We start from the raw sequence: 17,706 nt of genomic DNA on the forward strand, positions 1-17,706 counted from the left end.
TAAGGAGTGCCCCATGGAACAGACTCGACGCCTCATTACTGAGCTGCCTGGCCCGAAAGCTCGCGCGCTGATGGAGCGGCAGGACGCTGCGGTGGCCCGCGGTGTCTCCACCTTGATGCCCACCTTCGCCGTCCGAGCCCAGGACGGGATCCTTGAGGATGTCGACGGGAACCAGCTCATCGACCTCGGGGCGGGCATCGCCGTCACAAGCGTTGGAGCCAGTGCGCCGAAGGTGGTCGAGGCAGTGCAGCGGCAGGTCGCTGAGTTCACCCACACCTGCTTCATGGTGACCCCCTATGAGGGCTACGTGGCCGTGGCCGAGAAGCTCGCGGAGATCACCCCCGTCTCAGGTCCGGTGCGCACCGCACTGTTCAATTCCGGCGCCGAGGCGGTGGAGAATGCGGTCAAGATCGCCAGGGCGTACACCGGGAAGCAGGCCGTCGCGGCCTTCGACCATGCCTACCATGGACGCACCACGCTCACGATGGCGCTCACGGCCAAGTCGATGCCGTACAAGCACAGCTTCGGCCCTTTCGCTCCCGAGATCTACCGGGTGCCGGGCTCCTACCCATACCGGGACCAGCTCGATGGTCATACGGCCGCGGCCCGCGCCATCGCGCAGCTGGAGACGCAGATCCGCGCCGAGAACCTTGCGGCGGTCATCATGGAACCGATCCAGGGTGAGGGCGGATTCATCGTTCCAGCACCCGGGTTCCTGAAGGATATCGTTCAGTGGTGCAACGCGAACGATGTCGTGTTCATCGCGGACGAGATCCAGACGGGATTCGCCCGCACCGGTCGTTGGTTCGCCTCAGAATACGAGGACGTGCAGCCAGACATCATCACCACGGCCAAGGGCATCGCCGGAGGCATGCCGCTCTCGGCGGTCACTGGACGGGCAGAGATCATGGACGCGGCTCACCCTGGGGGTCTCGGGGGAACCTACGGCGGAAACCCCGTCGCATGTGCAGCCGCCCTGGCTGCCATCGAGACGATCGAAGAGGGTCGTCTGGATCAGGAGGCGCTGCGGATTGAGAAGCTGGTCCTCGCGCATCTGGAGGAGATCCAGCGCCAGGACCCCCGCATCGGAGAGATCCGCGGGCGAGGGGCGATGCTTGCCTTTGAACTTGTAGATCCCCAGACTCAGGCACCCGACGCGGCGCTGACCTCCGCGGTCGCGTCCGCGGCGCGCCAAGCGGGTGTCATCGCCCTGACCTGCGGGACCTATGGCAATGTGGTTCGGCTGCTTCCCCCTCTGACCATCAGCGACGAGCTGCTCGAAGAAGGCCTCACAGTCATCACCGACGCGCTCACCGCAGCCTGAGCTCGCCGGTCTCCCCATCCGCCACCTCGCGCCAGGTCCTCCGGCTCGGACGTGCCGTGGCGCCGATCAGAAAGTCTCATAGATGAACAGCTCAGACCAGACCCCGCTCACGCAGGGGGTGCAGGACCGCATAGACGCCTTGCTCGCTGCCACCCCTAAGGGGCTCCTCATCGATGGCGTCTGGGGGGAGTCCTCTGACGGCTCGACCTTCGAGGTGGAGAACCCGGCCACCCAGGAGGTCATCGCGACGATGTCCTCGGCCACCGAAGAAGATGCCCGTGCGGCCATGGACGCGGCTGCCGCGGCCCAGGAACCATGGGCGAGGACCCCGGTCCGGGAGCGGGCGGAGATCCTGCGGCGAGCCTTCGATCTGGTCCAGGAGCGGGCCGAGGAGCTCGCACTGCTGATGACCCTCGAGATGGGCAAGCCTCTGGCCCAGTCCCGGGGGGAGGTCGCCTACGGTGGAGAGTTCCTGCGCTGGTTCTCTGAGGAGGCCGTCCGTGATTATGGCCGATACGCCCAGACCCCCGAGGGCAGTCTGCGCATGCTGGTCACGCGGAAGCCAGTCGGGCCCTGCCTGCTGATCACTCCGTGGAACTTCCCGCTGGCCATGGCGACCCGCAAAGTAGCCCCCGCGGTCGCCGCAGGCTGCACGATGGTTCTGAAGCCCGCTGCGTTGACGCCGCTGACCGCGCAGTATTTCGCTCAGATCATGCTTGATGCAGGACTTCCCGATGGCGTGCTCAACGTCGTCTCGACCAATAATGCCTCAGCAATCTCCGAACCGATCATGCGGGACCCCCGGCTGCGCAAGGTCTCCTTCACCGGCTCCACGCCGGTGGGCAAGCACCTGATGAAGCTGGCTGCCGAGAACGTGCTGAGAACTTCCATGGAGCTCGGCGGCAACGGACCGCTGATCGTCTTCGAGGATGCAGATCTGGACAAGGCCGTCGCAGGGGCGATGGCGGCGAAGATGCGCAATATGGGTGAGGCCTGCACGGCGGCGAACCGCCTGCTGGTCCATGAATCGGTGGCTGATGAGTTCGTCGCCCGGCTCGCTGAGAAGATGTCTGTGCTGACGCTGGGTTCCGGGCTCGAGGACGGTGTCGATGTCGGGCCGCTGATCGATGCCAGGGCTTGCGAATCGATGGAATCGCTCGTGGCCGATGCTGTTGGCGGCGGTGCGCAGGTGGTCACCGGTGGCAGGCGCGCAGAAGGCGCCGGGTACTTCTTCGAACCGACGGTGCTGCGTGACGTCGCCTCGGATGCCCGGGTGCTCCGGGAAGAGATCTTTGGTCCAGTCGCCCCGGTAATCACATTCCGCGATGAAGCCGAAGCGGTGGCTCTGGCCAACAGCACCGAGTACGGCCTGGCCTCTTACGTATTCACCGAGAACATCTCGCGTGGCCTGCGCATCGGAGACCGCGTCGAGTTCGGCCTGATGGGGCTCAACGTGGGCGTGATCTCCAACGCAGCCGCCCCCTTCGGCGGTGTGAAACAGTCCGGACTGGGCCGCGAGGGAGGAGCGGAAGGCATCGCGGAGTACACCAGCACCCAGTACATCGGGGTGGAGAATCCCTGGGGCACTCTCTGAAAGATGCGGGCGGTCTGGCAGCACCGCATCGGGGAAGCTCTGTATCGGCGCCCATAGGTGCCGGCGCCGATTAGCTCCGAAGCCTCGGCCGTAATCGTGCCAGCAGCACCTTTCTATACGTCTCCGAGATTCAGGCGTATCAATGAGGTATGAAGGCACTCCTTGCGGGCCTCAGACGCTATCCGATGGTCCTGGCGACCCTTGCCGTCGGTTTGCTCGGCGGTGCCTTGGAGCTGAGTGCTCAGGGACCTGCGGCTCGCTGGCTGATCTCCGGATTCGCCGTGGTCATCGCGCTGCTGCAGGTCCGTCGAATGGTCAAGGACCTGCGCGCCGGAACCTACGGCATCGACCTGCTCGCGGTCACCGCCATCGGCTCCACCGTAGCGGTGGGGGAGTATTGGGCCGCACTGGTGGTCTGCCTGATGCTCTCCGGCGGCGAGGCGCTCGAGGACTACGCCGCCGGCCGTGCCCGCCGGGAGCTGACCGGCCTGCTGGAGAACGCCCCGCACACCGCGCACCGGCTGGGCCCGGAGAGCGGCCCCGACAGCGGCCCCACAGATATCCCGGTGGAAGCGGTCCGCGTCGGTGACCGGCTGCTGGTGCGGCCCTTCGAGGTGGTGCCGGTGGACGGCGTGCTCACCTCTGCCGCCGCCACCTTCGATGAGTCCTCACTCACCGGGGAATCGCTGCCCGTGGAACGTGTCCGCGGCGAGGACCTGCTCTCCGGAGTCGTCAACGGCGGTGAAGCCATCGAGGTGCGCGCCACCGCCGGCGCCTCGGAGTCCCAGTACCAGCGGATCATCGCGCTGGTCCGAGAGGCCCAGGAATCCAAGGCCCCCTTCGTCCGGCTCGCCGACCGGGTCGCGGTGCCCTTCACCCTCGGCGCGCTGGGACTGGCCGCCGGGGCCTGGGCGCTCTCCGGGGACCCCGCACGCGCAGCCGAGGTGCTCGTCGTCGCGACGCCCTGCCCGCTGATCATCGCGGCGCCGGTGGCGTTCATGGCGGGCATGTCCCGTGCGGCCAGCAACGGGATCATCGTCAAGAGCAGCGGCACGCTGGAACAGCTGGCTCGGGTGAGGACCGCCGCCTTCGACAAGACCGGCACCCTGACCCACGGCAGGCCAGAGGTGACCCAGGTCCACGCGCTCGGCCTCGCCCCAGAGCTGATGCTCGCGCTCGCCGCGGGAGTCGAGCAGTACTCCTCGCATCCACTGGCCGCCGCCGTGGTCGCCGCCGCCCGCGCCGGCGGAGCAGGCGTGCCGCCCGCGGAGGAGGTCACCGAAGTCCCGGCCAACGGGGTGCGTGGGACGGTGGAGGGTCGCGTCGTGCTGGTCGGCAGCGTCCGGTTCATCGCCCGGGAGACCGGCTCGACCCCGGACACCCCGCCGGTGGGGCACAGCGGGGTCCACGTGGCCGTGGACGGCCGCTACGCGGGCTATATCGCCCTGGCCGACGAGCTGCGCCTGGAGACCCGGGCCACGATGTCCTCGCTGCACCGGGCGGGGGTGAACACCACGATGATGCTCACCGGCGACGGAGAGCACGTGGCCCGCCATATTGCGCAGCAGGCCGGCATCGACGACGTGCGCGCCGACCTGCTGCCCGAGGACAAGGTCACCGCGGTGCAGGCCGCGCAGCCGCGGCCCGTGATGATGGTGGGCGACGGGGTCAACGATGCGCCGGTGCTTGCGGTCGCCGACGTCGGGGTGGCGATGGGGGCGCGCGGCTCCAGCGCCGCCAGCGAGTCCGCCGACGTCGTCATCACGGTCGATGACCTCGGCCGCAGTGCACGCGCGGTGCACATCGGTCGGCGCACCATGCGGGTCGCCTGGCAGGCGATCTGGATCGGCGTGGGCATGTCCGTGGTGCTGATGCTCATCGCCGCGGCCGGCCTGCTCCCGGCCATCGTCGGTGCCTGGCTGCAGGAGGTGGTCGACCTCGCCTGCATCCTGTGGGCGCTGCTGGCGATGCGCCCGAGCCGGTCGGAGCGGACCGAATCCACCCGGATGGCGCGGGAGCTGGCGGCCGCTGGCACGGCGCCGGGGGACCCCGCGGCGGCGCTGCGGTGAGCGGTGCCCGGGGCAGTGATGACGCCGTTCGAAAGAATCTTTGAGAATCTGCGTGCCGCGAGGCGCTCACCGCCACCACCAGTCAGCTCCTCGGCGCCGGGGACGCCGAGGACGCCGAGGCCACCGTGGTCGACATCGTCACCCAGGGATCCGAGGTGCTGATCTTCATCGACATGTACACCGACGGCTCACGCCCCGCAGGAGACATCGTTGAGGACGTCTACGACCGGGTGCACAGCCTGGTCGCCGCCGAACAGCGAGACTCCACGACCTTGAAGATACGGATTCTCGGGATCACCCGGGATCACCAGCGATCACCGAGCGCAGGCAGCCCGCTTGCGGCTCAGCGGAGCCCGTTCTCGCTGAGCCAGTCCTCCGCGATGCCCCGAATGTTCTCACCGTCGGTGGCGCGCTGATTCATGGTCATGAGGTCATCGGTGCTCAGCTCGGCCGAGACGGCGTCCAGCGCCTCTGCGACCTCTTCCGTGGCGGCCCCCTCCGAAAGGATCGGCAGAATGTTCTCCGCGGCGAAGAGCGACTGGTCATCTTCGAGGACCACGAGCTCGTTCTCCTCGACCTGGGGATCGGTGCTGAAGAGGTTGGCCACGTCGATCTGCCCGCTGGTGACCGCGGTCAGCGTCAGCGGTCCGCCCGCGTCGAGGACCTGGAAGTCCTGGAACTCGAGTCCGTAGACGTCCTGAAGCCCGACCACGCCGTTGTGCCGGTCGATCCACTCGGGCGGTCCGCCCAGGACGAGCTCCTCAGCGTGCGGCTCGAGGTCCGAGAAGGTCTCCAGCTCGTACTCCTCGGCGGTCTCCTGCGTGACCGCAAGGACGTTGCGGTTCTGCGCCTCGGCGGCGTCGAGGCCTGCCAGGCCGCGCTCCGGGAGCAGCTCCTGGAGCGCGGCGAGCACGTCCTCGGTCTCAGTGGCCTCGGACTCGGCGTCCAGGTGCATCATCAGCGCCCCGGCGTAGTCCGGGACCAGATCGATGGAGCCATCCTGGACCGCCTCGATATAGACCTCCCGGCTGCCGATGTTGAAGTTCTCGGACACCTCGATCCCGGCGTCCTGCAGCGCGAGCGAGTAGATGTTCGCGATCAGCTGGCTCTCCGGGAAGTCCGCCGAACCGATGGTGACGGCGCCCGGTTCGGAGGCGTCACCGCCAGCGGCGTCGTCGTTCTCCAGGGGATCTCCGCCACAGGCGGAAAGGGTCAGCAGGCCGGCTGCTGCCACAGCGGCGGAGGTCAGGCTCAGTCGTCTCAAGGGTTCTCCTGTGCGGGTGCGGATGTCGTTGTCTGGAGTGCTCTGGTGTGTGGGTGTGTGGATGCCTGGGTGTGTGGAAGCAACGGTGGGGAAGCCTCGGTGTCGGGGCTGGCCCTCAGGTCGCCGGCGCGGCGCCCGCGGTGACCTTTAGGCGCCGCTCGGAGCGGCGCAGCCCCGGAGAGATCGTCAGGCGCCCGGCGAGCAGGAACCCCAGCTCCAGGACGAGCGCGACGACGGCGACGAGTGCGGCGCCGGCCGCCATCTGGCCGAAGTCGTTGTTCGCGCGCCCATCGATGATGTACCGGCCCAGCCCGTTGAGTGAGACATAGGCGGCCACGGTGGCGGTGGAGACGATCTGCAGCATGGCGCCGCGGACGCCCGAGATCATGAGCGGCAGCGCGCAGGGAAGCTGGACCCGGGTCAGGACCTGCATCGGGGTGTAGCCGAGCCCGGTGGCGGCGTCCACGGCGCTGCGGTCTGCGGTCTGGATCCCGGTGGAGGTCCCGGTGAGGATCGAGGGGATGGCCAGCAGCACCAGGACCAGGATGGCCGGCGCGGTGAACACCAGCGAGCTGCTGAACAGCGGGGCGGCGAGCATCACCACGACGATCAGCAGACCCAGGGTCGGGAGCGCGCGCAGCGCATTCGCCATCCCCGCCACGACGGCCTCGCCGCGTCCGGTGTGCCCCACGTAGATCCCCAGCGGGACGGCGATCGCGAGCGCGAGGCCGAGTGCGATGAGCGAGTTGAGCAGGTGATATCCGATCCGGACCGGGATCCCGGTGCTCCCGCTCCAGTTCCCCGGATCCGCGAAGAATTCGATGAGTCCGCTCATGACAGGACCCCCTTGCCGGATCCCTCGGAGGGTGATGGCCGGCTCGGGCCTGTGGTGGCGCCCGCGCTGGCGGGCCGGGTCTTGGTGGCGCTGGCGGACCGGGCCGTGACGGACCGGGCTGCGGCTGGCCGCCAGGGGGTCAGCATCCGGGAGAGCCCGAGGATGAGCAGGTCCAGGACCACGGCGATCAGCAGGCACAGGATGATGCCGGTGACGATCGGGGTCATCAGGCCCAGCGAGTAGCCCTGGGTGAAGAGCGAGCCGAGCTGCTGGACGCCGATGATCGCGGCCATGGTGACGATGCTGATGTTCGAGACCACGGCCACCCACAGCCCGGCCAGGATCACCGGCACCGCGACCGGAAGCTGCACCCGGGTGAAGCGTTGGAAGGCGCGATACCCCATCGCCTCAGCGGCCTCCACCGTCTCGCGGGGCACTGCGGCGAGGCCGTCGGCGACCACCCGGACCATCAGGGCCAGGGTGTAGATGGTCAGCGCGATGACCACGTTGATCGGGTCCAGGATCTGGGTGCCGATCACTCCGGGCAGCAGGACGAAGAAGGCCAGGGAGGGGATGGTGTAGAACAGCCCCGAGGTGCCGACGATCAGCCCGTAGAGTCGCGGAACCTGGTGGGCCCACCAGCCCAGCGGCAGTGCCAGGGCCAGTCCCACCACGGTGGGGATCAGCGTGAGCCAGAGGTGCGCGAGCGTCAGCTCCAGGATCCAGGAGAGGTTGGAGCTGAGCCAGGTCAGGTTCACGACGCGGCCCGGGTGGCGGCTGCGGCACCCTTGGCGCGGCGGATGGCTGCGACTACGTCGTCGGTGCTGACCACCCCGAGCAGGGCGCCCTCGGCGTCGGTGACGATCCCGTCCCCGTTGGGGCTTGAGAGGGCGGCGTCGAGGAAATCGCGCAGCGGTGCGCCGAGCGAGGCGGTGGAACCGGCGTGGTTGATGGCGGAGTCCTGCAGTGCGGCGCCCACCTGGTCACGGTGCGCCCAGCCGATGGGACGACGCTGGGCGTCGACGGCGACGAGCCACCCGTCCGGGCGGAAGCGCAGCGCCTCGGCAGCTTCGCCGAGCACCGCAGACGCCGTCTGCAGGATCGGGGTGTGTTCATCTGCCCCGGTGAAGCCGAGCGAACGGTACCCGCGTGAGCGGCCCACGAAGTTCGCGACGAAGGCGTCGGCCGGATCCCGGAGCAGCACCTCCGGTGACGCGACCTGGGCGAGGTGACCGCCCTGGCGCAGCACCGCGATCTGATCGCCGAGGATGAGCGCCTCATCGATGTCGTGGGTGACCAGGACGATGGTCTTGCCGATGCGCTCCTGGAGCCGGAGGAACTCCTGCTGCAGCTGGGCCCGGACGATCGGGTCCACCGCGCTGAAGGGTTCATCCATCAACAGGAACGGCGGGTCGGTGGCCAGGGCCCGGGCCACTCCCACGCGCTGCTGCTGGCCGCCGGAGAGCTGCCAGGGATACCTCTGCGCCAGCGACTCATCCAGTCCCACCAGCTCAAGCAGCTCCATGGCCCGTTCTCGTGCCGGGGACTTCTTGGTCCCGAGCAGCCGGGGGAGTGCACCGACGTTGTCGACCACGGTGCGGTGCGGGAAGAGCCCGGCGTTCTGGATGACGTAGCCGATCCGACGGCGCAGCTCGACCTTGTCGATGCCGGAGGTGTCTTCGCCGTCCATGGTGATGCTGCCCGAGGTGGGATCGATCAACCGGTTGATCATCCGCATCGAGGTGGTCTTCCCGCAGCCGCTGGGCCCGACCAGCACGGTGATCTCGCCCTGCGGAGCCTCGAGGCTCAGGCTGTCGACGGCCACGGTGCCGTCCGGGTAGGTTTTCGACACCTGGTCGAAGACGATCATCCGGGTTCTCCTTGTCTCCTCCGAGCCCATGGGACACCGGACGATCGTTCCTGACCTGCGATGAGACACCCCTGGGTTCCGGGGTGGGGGCCTCGCTCAGCGGTCGCAGCGTCGAGGCGAGGTGGGCTCAGGAGCCGTAGCGATTGGTCAGCAGCACGCCGCCGCCGTCGACGCCCTTGGCGCCCTGCACGAAGTCCAGGCCGGCGTCGGCCACTCGGGACTCCTCGGGACGGTAGGCGCTGACCTCGCCCATCACCCAGGCGGTCTGGCCCGAGGCGGTGAGGTGAGCCACGGCGTCCTCGGCCCTCTCGGCGGAGACCACCGCGACCATGCCCACACCGAGGTTCAGCGTGCGCTCCAGATCGGCCTGTGGGACCGAGCCCAGCCGGGCGATCAGCGAGAACACCGCGGGCCAGGACCAGGTCGAACGGTCCACGGTGGCCATCAGCCCCGCGGGCAGCACGCGCGCCAGGTTGGCCGCGAGGCCACCGCCGGTGACGTGGCTGAACCCGCGCACCGGAGCCTCGGGGGAGATCTCACCCTCGGTCGGGTCGCCGTTGAGCGCGGTGACCAGGTCCAGGCAGGGCGTGGTGTAGAGCCGGGTGGGTTCCAGCAGCTCCTGGCCCAGCGTGCGGCCGAACTCCTCGACCTCGCGCTCGTAGCCCCAGCCTGCGGAGGAGACCACGCGGCGGACCAGCGAGTAGCCGTTGGAGTGGATGCCGGAGGAGGCCATGCCGATGATCACGTCTCCGGCGCGGACCCGCTCCGGGCCCAGCACGGCGGAGGCGTCCACGACGCCGGTGGCCGCGCCCGCGACGTCGTACTCATCTTCGGCCAGCAGTCCGGGGTGCTCGGCGGTCTCCCCGCCGATCAGCGCGGTGCCGGTCTCGGCGGCGGCCTTGGCGATCCCGGAGACCACCGCGGCGATCCGGGCGGGCTCCACCTTGCCGGTGGCGATGTAGTCGGTCATGAACAGCGGCTTCGCGCCCATCACCACGATGTCATCGACCACCATGCCGACCAGGTCGAAGCCGATGGTGTCGTGGATGTCCATCGCCTGGGCGATGGCCACCTTGGTGCCGACCCCGTCGGTGGAGGTGGCCAGCAGCGGCCGGGGCAGCCGCTTGAGCTCGGAGGCGTCGTAGAGCCCGGCGAAGCCGCCCACACCGCCGAGCACCGCCGGGGTGTGAGTGGCCTCGATATGGGCCTTCATCAGCTCCACGGCGCGGTCACCGGCCTCGACGTCGACTCCGGCGGAGGCATAGGTGATCGGAGCGCCGGAGCTGGTCTCGGCGCTGGTGTTCTCAGAAGTCACTTCTTGGCCTCCGCGAGGGGGATTTCGTCGATTTCGAATTCGGCATCGGGTCCTGGGTCGCAGCCGCCGCCAGGGTTCTGCGAGGAATCGGCCGGCTGCTCCAGCAGCATCTTCCCCCGGCGGCTCTCCGGCGGAAGCTTGATCGGGTAGACCCCGGAGAAGCAGGCGGTGCACAGGGTGGAGCGGGGCTGCTGGGTGGCGGCGATCATCCCGTCCTCGGAGATGTAGGCCAGCGAGTCGGCCCCCACCGCCTGGGTGATCTCGTCCATGGTGGCGCCGTTGGCGATCAGCTCGGCCCTGGAGGCGAAGTCGATCCCGTAGAAGCAGGGCCATTTCACCGGTGGGGAGGAGATCTTCACATGGATCTCGGCGGCGCCGGCCTCCTTGAGCATCCGCACGATCGCACGCTGGGTGTTGCCGCGCACGATCGAGTCATCCACGACCACCACGCGCTTGCCGCGGACCACATGGTCCTGGACGTTGAGCTTGAGCCGGATCCCGAGCTGGCGCAGGGTCTGCGAGGGCTCGATGAAGGTCCGACCGACATAGGCGTTCTTGATGAACCCCTGCGCGAACGGGAGCCCGGAGGCCTCGGCGTAGCCCACCGCCGCCGGGGTTCCGGATTCGGGGACCGGAATCACGATGTCGGCGTCGTGGGTGTCCTCGCGGGCCAGCTGGCGGCCCATCTCGACCCGGGACTCATAGACCGAGCGGCCATTGATGTTGGCATCCGGGCGGGCCAGGTAGACGTATTCGAAGACGCAGCGCGAAGGGTTGGCGGCGGCGAAGCGGTGGGAGCGCACGCCGTCGGAGTCGATGGCGATCAGCTCGCCGGGCTCGATCTCGCGGATCACCGAGGCGCCCACGGTGGCCAGCGCCGACTGCTCCGAGGCGACCACCCAGCCGCTGGCGAGGCGTCCCAGCACCAGCGGGCGCACGCCGTGCGGATCCCGGGCGGCGTAGAGCGTGTTCTCGTTCATGAACACCAGGCAGAATGCGCCCTCCAGGGTGGGCAGCAGCGCCATCGCCTGAGCTTCGAGGCTGTCTCCGGGCTGTTCCTTCAGCAGCGCGGTCACCAGCGCGGTGTCGGTGGTGTTGCCCTGGTTGAGTTCGCCGAAGTCGGCACGTCCGTGGCGTTCGATGATCCGGTCGCGCAGATCTGCGGAGTTCGTCAGGTTGCCGTTGTGGCCCAGGGCCACGGTGCCGTGCGGGGTGTCCCCGAGGGTGGGCTGGGCGTTGGACCACTGGCTGGCCCCGGTGGTGGAGTAGCGGCAGTGCCCGACGGCGATGTGCCCGGTCAGCGAGTTCAGCGTGGACTCGTCGAAGACCTGGGAGACCAGGCCGAGGTCCTTGTAGACCCGGATGCTCTTGCCGTCGGAGGCGGCGATCCCGGCAGACTCCTGGCCGCGGTGCTGCAGCGCGTAGAGCCCGTAGTAGGCCAGTTTGGAGACTTCCTCTCCGGGTGCCCAGACGCCGAAGACACCGCATTCGTCCTGCGGCAGCGGGTCCTCGTCGAGGAGATTGAAGTTCAGCCGACCATCATTCCGGGTCATGCGCAGGAGTCCTCTCTGCAGAGTCGAGCTTCTGCAGGTCATAAGTGCGGGTGCGCTTCCGAGAGCGCCAGTCGATGAACAGCCAGGTCACAGCGCCCAGGGCGAGGCCAGGCATCGCGAAGGCGACGGTGAGATAGCCCAGCGAACCGCCGAGCGAATAGTCATCAGCCGGTCCGGTGACCAGCACGACGACGACGGCGGCCAGCACGGCCGCGAACACACCTGCGATGAGGAAGGGGCTCAGTCTGGGGGTGGGACGAACGGTCACCTGCCGAGGCTCCGACTCGCCGGACTGCTCGCGTGAAGACATATCCCACATGCTACCGGCCCAGCCTGGGTGCCTGGCACCTGCGAACTGGTGCTCGGGTTGATCGGCCGCAGCGGCGGGGCCGGGGAGGGTTCACCGGTGGCGCGGCAGCAGGGGCAGCAGCGCCGAGAGGTCCGCGCGGGTGCCGGAGGCGGAGATCCGCCCGGCGGCACTGGCGCTCGCCCAGCCGGTGGCCCCGGTGGCGAGCTCCAGCCAGTCCTGCGGGGCGAGTTCGACCACGTTGGGCGGGGTACCCCGGGAGTGGTTGGGCCCCTCGATGCACTGGGTCACCCCGAAGGGCGGGACCCGGACCTCCACGGAGTTCCCCGGGGCCAGCTCGGCAAGCTCCTCGAGGCAGTACCGCACGGCAGCGGCCACGGTCCTGCGGTCGGAGTCTCCTGACTCCCACGCGCGGACCGCGGCCCTGCCGTCCTCGGCGCTGATGCGACGTCGTGGCATGCTCAGCGGCTCATCATCCGGCGATCTTGACCAGACGCCGGTTGACGAACTCCGCCATGCCGTAGGGGCCGAGCTCGCGGCCCACGCCGGAGCGCTTCACACCGCCGAAGGGCAGCTCGGCGGAGGTGCCGGCGGGCTCGTTGACGAAGATCATGCCGGTGTGGATCTGCTCGCCCACCCGCTGGGCGTGGGCGACGTCGGTGGCGAACACCGAGGCTGAAAGGCCGTACTGGGTGTCGTTGGCCAGTGTCACAGCCTCTTCCTCGTCGGCGACCTTGTAGACCATGGCCACCGGTCCGAAGAGCTCTTCGCCGTAGGCGCGCATCTCTGGGGTGATCCCGGTCAGCAGGGTGGGCTGGTACCAGGCGCCCCCACGCTGGTCGAAGTCTCCGCCCAGGTGCAGGGTGGCGCCCTTCTCCACGGCGTCATGGACCTGCTCGTGGAGATCCTCGGCGGCCTGCACCGAGGACATCGGGCCGATGAACGCCTCCTCGGAGAGCGGATCGAGCAGCTCGATCTTCGAGAGCGCCTGCTGGAACTGCTCGAGGAACTCGTCGTAGAACTCCGCCGGGACGATGACACGCTTGGCGGCGTTGCAGGCCTGCCCGGCGTTGGCCATCCGGCCCTGGACCGCGCCCTTGACCGCCTGGGGCAGGATCTCGCGATCCAGCACCAGCAGCGGGTCGTTGCCGCCGAGCTCCAGGACGACCTTCTTCAGGTGCTCCCCGGCGGTGGCGGCGACCTTGGTGCCGGCGCGCTCGGAGCCGGTCAGCGAGATGCCCGCGACGCGGGGGTCCGGGATCACGATGTCGGCGATCTGCCCGCTGGAGGCATACACGTTGGTGTAGGCGTGCTCCGGGAAGCCGGCGTCCCGGAAGATCTGCTCCATCGCCGCGGCGGACTCGGGGCACTGTGAGGCGTGCTTGAGCATGATCGTGTTGCCGATCATCAGGTTCGGCACCGCGAAGCGGGCCACCTGGTAGTACGGGAAGTTCCACGGCATGATGCCCAGAAGCACGCCGAATGGGCGGCTCTGCATCACGGCGCTGCCGTCCGGGGCGTCGGTGATCGGTTCATCGGCGAGGAACTCGGCGCCGTGGTCGGCGTAGTAGTGGAAGATCGAGATCACGATGTCGAGCTCGGAGCGGGCCTGCTTCATCGGCTTGCCCATCTCGCGGGTGATGATCGTGGCCAGCTCGTCCTTGCGCTCCTGGTAGATCGCGGCCGCGCGGCGCAGCAGCTCGGCGCGCTCGGAGAGCTCGGTCTTCGACCAGCTGGTGAAGGTCTCGGCGGCGTGATCGAGCGTCTCGCGGAGCTGATCGTCGGTGAGGGTGGCGAACTCCGCCTCGACCTCACCGGTGGCTGGGTTGGTGACTTTGTAGTCGGCCATGGGAATCTGTGCCTCGCTTTTCAGTGGTCGATAGGTGACCTGTCCGCCGACGCGGCGGACTTCATCGACGGTATGGCTCCGCGCGGTGCGGCACAAGCCGATCGGGCGCTGAGCGGGGGTAGTTCACCACTGCGCGAAACCGGAACGATCTGAGGAATATAAACAGCGTGCAGCACACCTGTTCCGGGAGGTCTCGCCGGGAGCCCTTGCCGCAGCGGCGGCGGGGCCTGGAACCGGGGTTCAGAGGCGTTCGAGCAGCGCCGGGGCCAGCCGGATGCTGCCCACCTGCTCCGCGCCGAGGCCACCGGTGATCGGCTTGACGATCTTGCGCAGCACCGGTCCCAGGGCGTCGAGCTCGATCACGCCGCGGGCCGCGAGCATGCTCAGTGCCACCAGGTTCGTGGCGCGGGAGGACCCGTCGAGGACCTTGACCGCGACGGCGGTGCCGTCCGGCGCCCCGACCACCAGGACGCCCTCGGCGCCGAGCTTCGCGGTCAGGCCCAGCTCCTCGAGCACCAGGGTGTTGGCCTCGCCGCGACCATGCACCGCCCACGGGTAGTCCAGCATCGCCTGGTTCACCGTGAACGCGTGGACCTCGGCGTCTCGGCGCGAGGTGGCGGCGGTGAGCTTGGAGAAGCCGCGGGCCAGCCCGGTCAGCGAGAGCGCCGGGGCGGGCGCGCCGCAGCCGTCGACCCCGACCACGGTGGGGGTCTCGCCGCAGTACTCGGTGATCACGTCCATGATCACCCGCTGCAGCGGGTGGGAGCGCTCGAGGTAGGTGTTGAGCCGCCAGCCGTTGGTGCGGGTCGCGGCCAGGAACGCTGCATGCTTGCCGGAGCAGTTGAAGGCCAGCGGGGTCTCGGTCTTGCCGGCCTCCAGGTGCACCCGCAGGTCCTGGTGCCGGGCGGGCCAGGCCGCCGGGCACTTCAGCGCCGAGGCGTCGAGGCCCTCGGCGGCGAGGACGCTCGCGGCGAGCTCCTGATGCTTGCGCGAGCCCACATGGGACCCGCAGGCCAGGGCCACCGCCTCCGGGGAGATCAGCGCGCCGGACCGCAGCGAGGCGATGGCCTGGAACGGCTTCAGCGTGGAGCGCGGGAACATCAGCCGCTCAGGAGCGCCGATGGACTCCAGCACCACCCCGTCGGGACCCACCAGCACCGCGGAGCCGATATGTCGGGATTCCACGACGCCGGCGCGGGTCACCACGGCGAGTTCGGCGGACTCCGCGACCGAGGCCGGCTCCAGGCCCGGCTGCTCGAAGGTTCCGGCATCGGATCCGGCGGAGGTCCCGACGGAGGCTCCCGCGGAGGCTCCGGAGGAGGACGGCACCGAGGGTGCAACGGGTGAGCGGCGCGCATCATTCATGGCCTCAGTCTACGGAGTGCGGGCCCCACGCTGCCGGAGCGGACCTGCGTCCGTGTGCCGTTCGATAGGCTGAGCGACGTGAAGGTACTTGTAGTCGGCCCCGGAGGCCGCGAGCACGCCATCGTCCGAGCACTGCTGCGCGATGAAGCAGTCACCACCGTGGAGGCCGCGCCGGGCAATGCCGGCATCGCGGCGCAGGTCCGCTGCCACAGCATCGATGCCCAGGACGGGGCCGCGGTGGCCGCGCTCGCCGTCTCCGGAGGCTTCGATCTGGTGGTCATCGGTCCCGAGGCGCCGCTGGCCGCCGGGGTGGCCGACGCCGTCCGGGCCGCCGGGATCCCGGCCTTCGGGCCCTCCGCCGCCGCCGCGCGGCTGGAGGCCTCCAAGGCCTTCGCCAAGGAGATCATGGCCGCCGCCGAGGTGCCCACCGCCGGAGCGGTGCATGTCACCGACCTCGCCGCCGCGGCCTCCGCGGTGGACCGGTTCGGCGCGCCCTATGTCATCAAGGACGACGGCCTCGCCGCCGGCAAGGGTGTGGTGGTCACCGAGGACCGCGCCGAGGCGCTGGCCCATGCCGAGGCCTGCTTCGCCGCCGGGGGCTCCGTGGTGATCGAGGAGTTCCTCGACGGCCCCGAGGTCTCGCTCTTCGTGCTCTCCGACGGGGTGAACCTGGTGCCGCTGTCCCCGGCGCAGGACTTCAAACGGATCTTCAACGACGACGCCGGCCCCAACACCGGCGGCATGGGCGCCTACACCCCGCTGGACTGGTTGGAGGGCTACACCGAGACCGACGCCGCCGGCGTGCAGCGCGACTTCGTGCAGATCGTGGTCGACACCGTCGCCGCTCCGACCCTGGCCGAGATGTCCCGCCGCGGAACCCCCTTCGTCGGGGTGCTCTACTGCGGGCTCGCCGTCACCTCCCGCGGCGTGCGCGTCATCGAGTTCAACGCCCGCTTCGGCGATCCGGAGACCCAGGCGGTGCTCGAGCGTCTCGCCACCCCGCTGGGTCAGCTGCTGCTGGACTGCTCCACCGGCTCGCTCGGCTCCGCCCGCTCCCTGGACTGGGCGCAGGGCTACGCCGCCGACGTCGTGCTGGCCGCTGCGGGCTACCCGGAGGCCCCGCGCAAGGGTGACCTGATCAGCGGCACCGCGGAGGCCGAGAGCCTCGAGGGTGTGGCCGTGCTGCACGCCGGCACCGCCGCCGACGAGCAGGGCCGGCTGACCACGGCCGGCGGGCGAGTGCTCGCCGTCGTCGGGACCGGGGCGTCGCTGGCCGAGGCCGTGGACCGCGCCTATGCCGGCGTGCAGAAGATCAGCTGGACGGGCGCGCAGCACCGCACCGACATCGCCGCGAAGGCGCTCGCCGGAGAGATCAAGCTCGGCGGGGGACCTCGCGGGTCAGCGGAAGGCGAACCAGCGCGCCCCGCCGAGACCGGGTCCACTGACGCCGGGTCCGTGGCCGCGTCTGAGCAGGAGCTCCCCGGCTGGGTGCACCTGTCCTCCGGGAAGGTCCGCGACCTCTACCGGCCCGCCCCCGGATCGGCCTGGGCCGGACAGGACGTGGTCCTGATGGTCGCCAGCGACCGGATCAGCGCCTATGACCACGTGCTCTCCACGCCCATCCCGGACAAGGGCATCATCCTGACTCAGCTGAGCCTGTGGTGGTTCGACCAGCTCGAGGCGGCAGGGATCTCCCACCACGTGGTCTCGGTGGAGGTTCCCGAGGCCGTGGCCGGACGCGCCATGATCTGCCGAGACCTGCAGATGATCCCGGCCGAATGCATCGCCCGCGGCTACCTCACCGGGTCCGGGCTCGCCGAGTACCGGCAGAACGGCACCGTGACCGGACTTCTGCTGCCGGAGGGCCTCACCGACGGCTCGCAGCTGCCGGAGCCGATCTTCACCCCCTCCTCGAAGGCCGCCCAGGGTGACCACGACGAGAACATCAGCTTCGAGACGCTCACCGAGAACGTCGGAGTCCCGGTGGCGGGGCAGCTGCGCGAGGCGACGCTGCGAATCTACGTCCTGGCCGAGGAGATCTGCCGCGAGGCCGGGGTGATCCTGGCCGACACCAAGCTCGAATTCGGCTTCGACCCGGGCGGGGCGCTCACCGTGGCCGATGAGGTGCTCACTCCGGACTCCTCACGCTTCTGGCCCGCGGAGAGCTGGGAGCCCGGCGCGGCGCAGCCCTCCTTCGACAAGCAGTTCGTCCGGGACTGGCTGACCTCGGACGAGTCCGGGTGGGACCGGAGCTCGAACCAGGCCCCGCCGGCGCTGCCGCAGCGGGTCACCGACGCCACCCGTCAGCGCTACCTGGACGCCTACCAGCGGATCACCGGGACCGAACTGATCTTCTGACCC

At 69.5% G+C, this 17,706-nt stretch carries 15 protein-coding genes; 5 read left to right on the forward strand and 10 right to left on the reverse strand.

What is annotated here, in order from left to right; translation table 11 throughout:
* The first annotated feature begins 13 nt into the window (after positions 1-13).
* From gabT to EV640_RS04350, 4 genes are all read left to right on the forward strand, one after another.
* Positions 14-1,324: a 4-aminobutyrate--2-oxoglutarate transaminase gene (gene gabT / locus EV640_RS04335; RefSeq protein WP_133725893.1), complete on the forward strand. Its 1,311-nt coding sequence runs from the start codon at positions 14-16 to the stop codon at positions 1,322-1,324.
* Between the two features lie 82 nt (positions 1,325-1,406).
* Positions 1,407-2,918 (forward strand): NAD-dependent succinate-semialdehyde dehydrogenase, encoded by a 1,512-nt coding sequence (locus tag EV640_RS04340; protein WP_051501450.1) that lies wholly within the window; start codon positions 1,407-1,409, stop codon positions 2,916-2,918.
* Between the two features lie 149 nt (positions 2,919-3,067).
* Positions 3,068-4,987 (forward strand): heavy metal translocating P-type ATPase, encoded by a 1,920-nt coding sequence (locus tag EV640_RS04345; protein ID WP_051501451.1) that lies wholly within the window; start codon positions 3,068-3,070, stop codon positions 4,985-4,987.
* A 125-nt stretch (positions 4,988-5,112) separates the two neighbouring features.
* Positions 5,113-5,403 (forward strand): hypothetical protein, encoded by a 291-nt coding sequence (locus tag EV640_RS04350; protein WP_133725894.1) that lies wholly within the window; start codon positions 5,113-5,115, stop codon positions 5,401-5,403.
* Here EV640_RS04350 and EV640_RS04355 read toward each other — a convergent pair.
* The 10 genes from EV640_RS04355 to EV640_RS04400 form a co-directional block, all read right to left on the reverse strand.
* Complete coding sequence (locus tag EV640_RS04355; RefSeq protein WP_133725895.1) at positions 5,331-6,251, reverse strand: ABC transporter substrate-binding protein; 921 nt, start codon at positions 6,249-6,251, stop codon at positions 5,331-5,333. The genes EV640_RS04350 and EV640_RS04355 overlap by 73 nt on opposite strands.
* Before the next feature lie 115 nt (positions 6,252-6,366).
* Complete coding sequence (locus EV640_RS04360) at positions 6,367-7,086, reverse strand: ABC transporter permease (RefSeq protein WP_133725896.1); 720 nt, start codon at positions 7,084-7,086, stop codon at positions 6,367-6,369.
* Positions 7,083-7,844, reverse strand: a complete 762-nt coding sequence (locus tag EV640_RS04365; RefSeq protein WP_341802704.1) for an ABC transporter permease — start codon at positions 7,842-7,844, stop codon at positions 7,083-7,085. The genes EV640_RS04360 and EV640_RS04365 overlap by 4 nt, the downstream gene beginning before the upstream one ends.
* Positions 7,841-8,956 carry an ABC transporter ATP-binding protein gene (locus EV640_RS04370; protein WP_133725897.1) on the reverse strand — a complete coding sequence of 372 codons (1,116 nt, stop codon included), beginning with the start codon at positions 8,954-8,956 and terminating at the stop codon, positions 7,841-7,843. The genes EV640_RS04365 and EV640_RS04370 overlap by 4 nt, the downstream gene beginning before the upstream one ends.
* 127 nt (positions 8,957-9,083) lie before the next feature.
* Positions 9,084-10,271: a phosphoribosylformylglycinamidine cyclo-ligase gene (gene purM, locus EV640_RS04375; RefSeq protein ID WP_036477663.1), complete on the reverse strand. Its 1,188-nt coding sequence runs from the start codon at positions 10,269-10,271 to the stop codon at positions 9,084-9,086.
* Complete coding sequence (purF, locus tag EV640_RS04380) at positions 10,268-11,824, reverse strand: amidophosphoribosyltransferase (RefSeq protein ID WP_036477665.1); 1,557 nt, start codon at positions 11,822-11,824, stop codon at positions 10,268-10,270. The genes purM and purF overlap by 4 nt, the downstream gene beginning before the upstream one ends.
* The gene (locus tag EV640_RS04385) at positions 11,811-12,134 is read right to left on the reverse strand and encodes a hypothetical protein (RefSeq protein WP_036477668.1); all 324 of its coding nucleotides are present in this window, start codon (positions 12,132-12,134) and stop codon (positions 11,811-11,813) included. Before EV640_RS04385 ends, purF begins: the two co-directional genes overlap by 14 nt.
* Positions 12,135-12,224: 90 nt before the next feature.
* The gene (locus EV640_RS04390) at positions 12,225-12,590 is read right to left on the reverse strand and encodes a sterol carrier family protein (protein ID WP_200869345.1); all 366 of its coding nucleotides are present in this window, start codon (positions 12,588-12,590) and stop codon (positions 12,225-12,227) included.
* A 13-nt stretch (positions 12,591-12,603) separates the two neighbouring features.
* Positions 12,604-13,980: an NAD-dependent succinate-semialdehyde dehydrogenase gene (locus EV640_RS04395; RefSeq protein WP_133725898.1), complete on the reverse strand. Its 1,377-nt coding sequence runs from the start codon at positions 13,978-13,980 to the stop codon at positions 12,604-12,606.
* 240 nt (positions 13,981-14,220) lie between these two features.
* Positions 14,221-15,345, reverse strand: coding sequence for an asparaginase (locus tag EV640_RS04400; protein ID WP_133725899.1), 1,125 nt, complete (start codon positions 15,343-15,345; stop codon positions 14,221-14,223).
* 78 nt (positions 15,346-15,423) lie between these two features.
* On the opposite strand from EV640_RS04400, the gene purD reads away from it, so the two are divergent.
* Positions 15,424-17,703, forward strand: coding sequence for a phosphoribosylamine--glycine ligase (gene purD, locus EV640_RS04405; protein WP_036477675.1), 2,280 nt, complete (start codon positions 15,424-15,426; stop codon positions 17,701-17,703).
* Positions 17,704-17,706 lie beyond the last annotated feature (3 nt).

Source organism: Nesterenkonia aurantiaca (assembly GCF_004364585.1).
GTDB classification, from domain to species: Bacteria; Actinomycetota; Actinomycetes; order Actinomycetales; family Micrococcaceae; genus Nesterenkonia; species Nesterenkonia aurantiaca.

What these genes read in the sequence shown, in the direction of transcription:
- gabT (WP_133725893.1), top strand. Translation starts at nt 14, where the DNA reads ATGGAACAGACTCGACGCCTCATTACTGAGCTGCCTGGCCCGAAAGCT.
- EV640_RS04340 (WP_051501450.1), top strand. Translation starts at nt 1,407, where the DNA reads ATGAACAGCTCAGACCAGACCCCGCTCACGCAGGGGGTGCAGGACCGC.
- EV640_RS04345 (WP_051501451.1), top strand. Translation starts at nt 3,068, where the DNA reads ATGAAGGCACTCCTTGCGGGCCTCAGACGCTATCCGATGGTCCTGGCG.
- EV640_RS04360 (WP_133725896.1), bottom strand. Translation starts at nt 7,086, where the DNA reads ATGAGCGGACTCATCGAATTCTTCGCGGATCCGGGGAACTGGAGCGGG.
- EV640_RS04370 (WP_133725897.1), bottom strand. Translation starts at nt 8,956, where the DNA reads ATGATCGTCTTCGACCAGGTGTCGAAAACCTACCCGGACGGCACCGTG.
- purF (WP_036477665.1), bottom strand. Translation starts at nt 11,824, where the DNA reads ATGACCCGGAATGATGGTCGGCTGAACTTCAATCTCCTCGACGAGGAC.
- EV640_RS04385 (WP_036477668.1), bottom strand. Translation starts at nt 12,134, where the DNA reads ATGTCTTCACGCGAGCAGTCCGGCGAGTCGGAGCCTCGGCAGGTGACC.
- EV640_RS04390 (WP_200869345.1), bottom strand. Translation starts at nt 12,590, where the DNA reads ATGCCACGACGTCGCATCAGCGCCGAGGACGGCAGGGCCGCGGTCCGC.
- EV640_RS04395 (WP_133725898.1), bottom strand. Translation starts at nt 13,980, where the DNA reads ATGGCCGACTACAAAGTCACCAACCCAGCCACCGGTGAGGTCGAGGCG.
- EV640_RS04400 (WP_133725899.1), bottom strand. Translation starts at nt 15,345, where the DNA reads ATGAATGATGCGCGCCGCTCACCCGTTGCACCCTCGGTGCCGTCCTCC.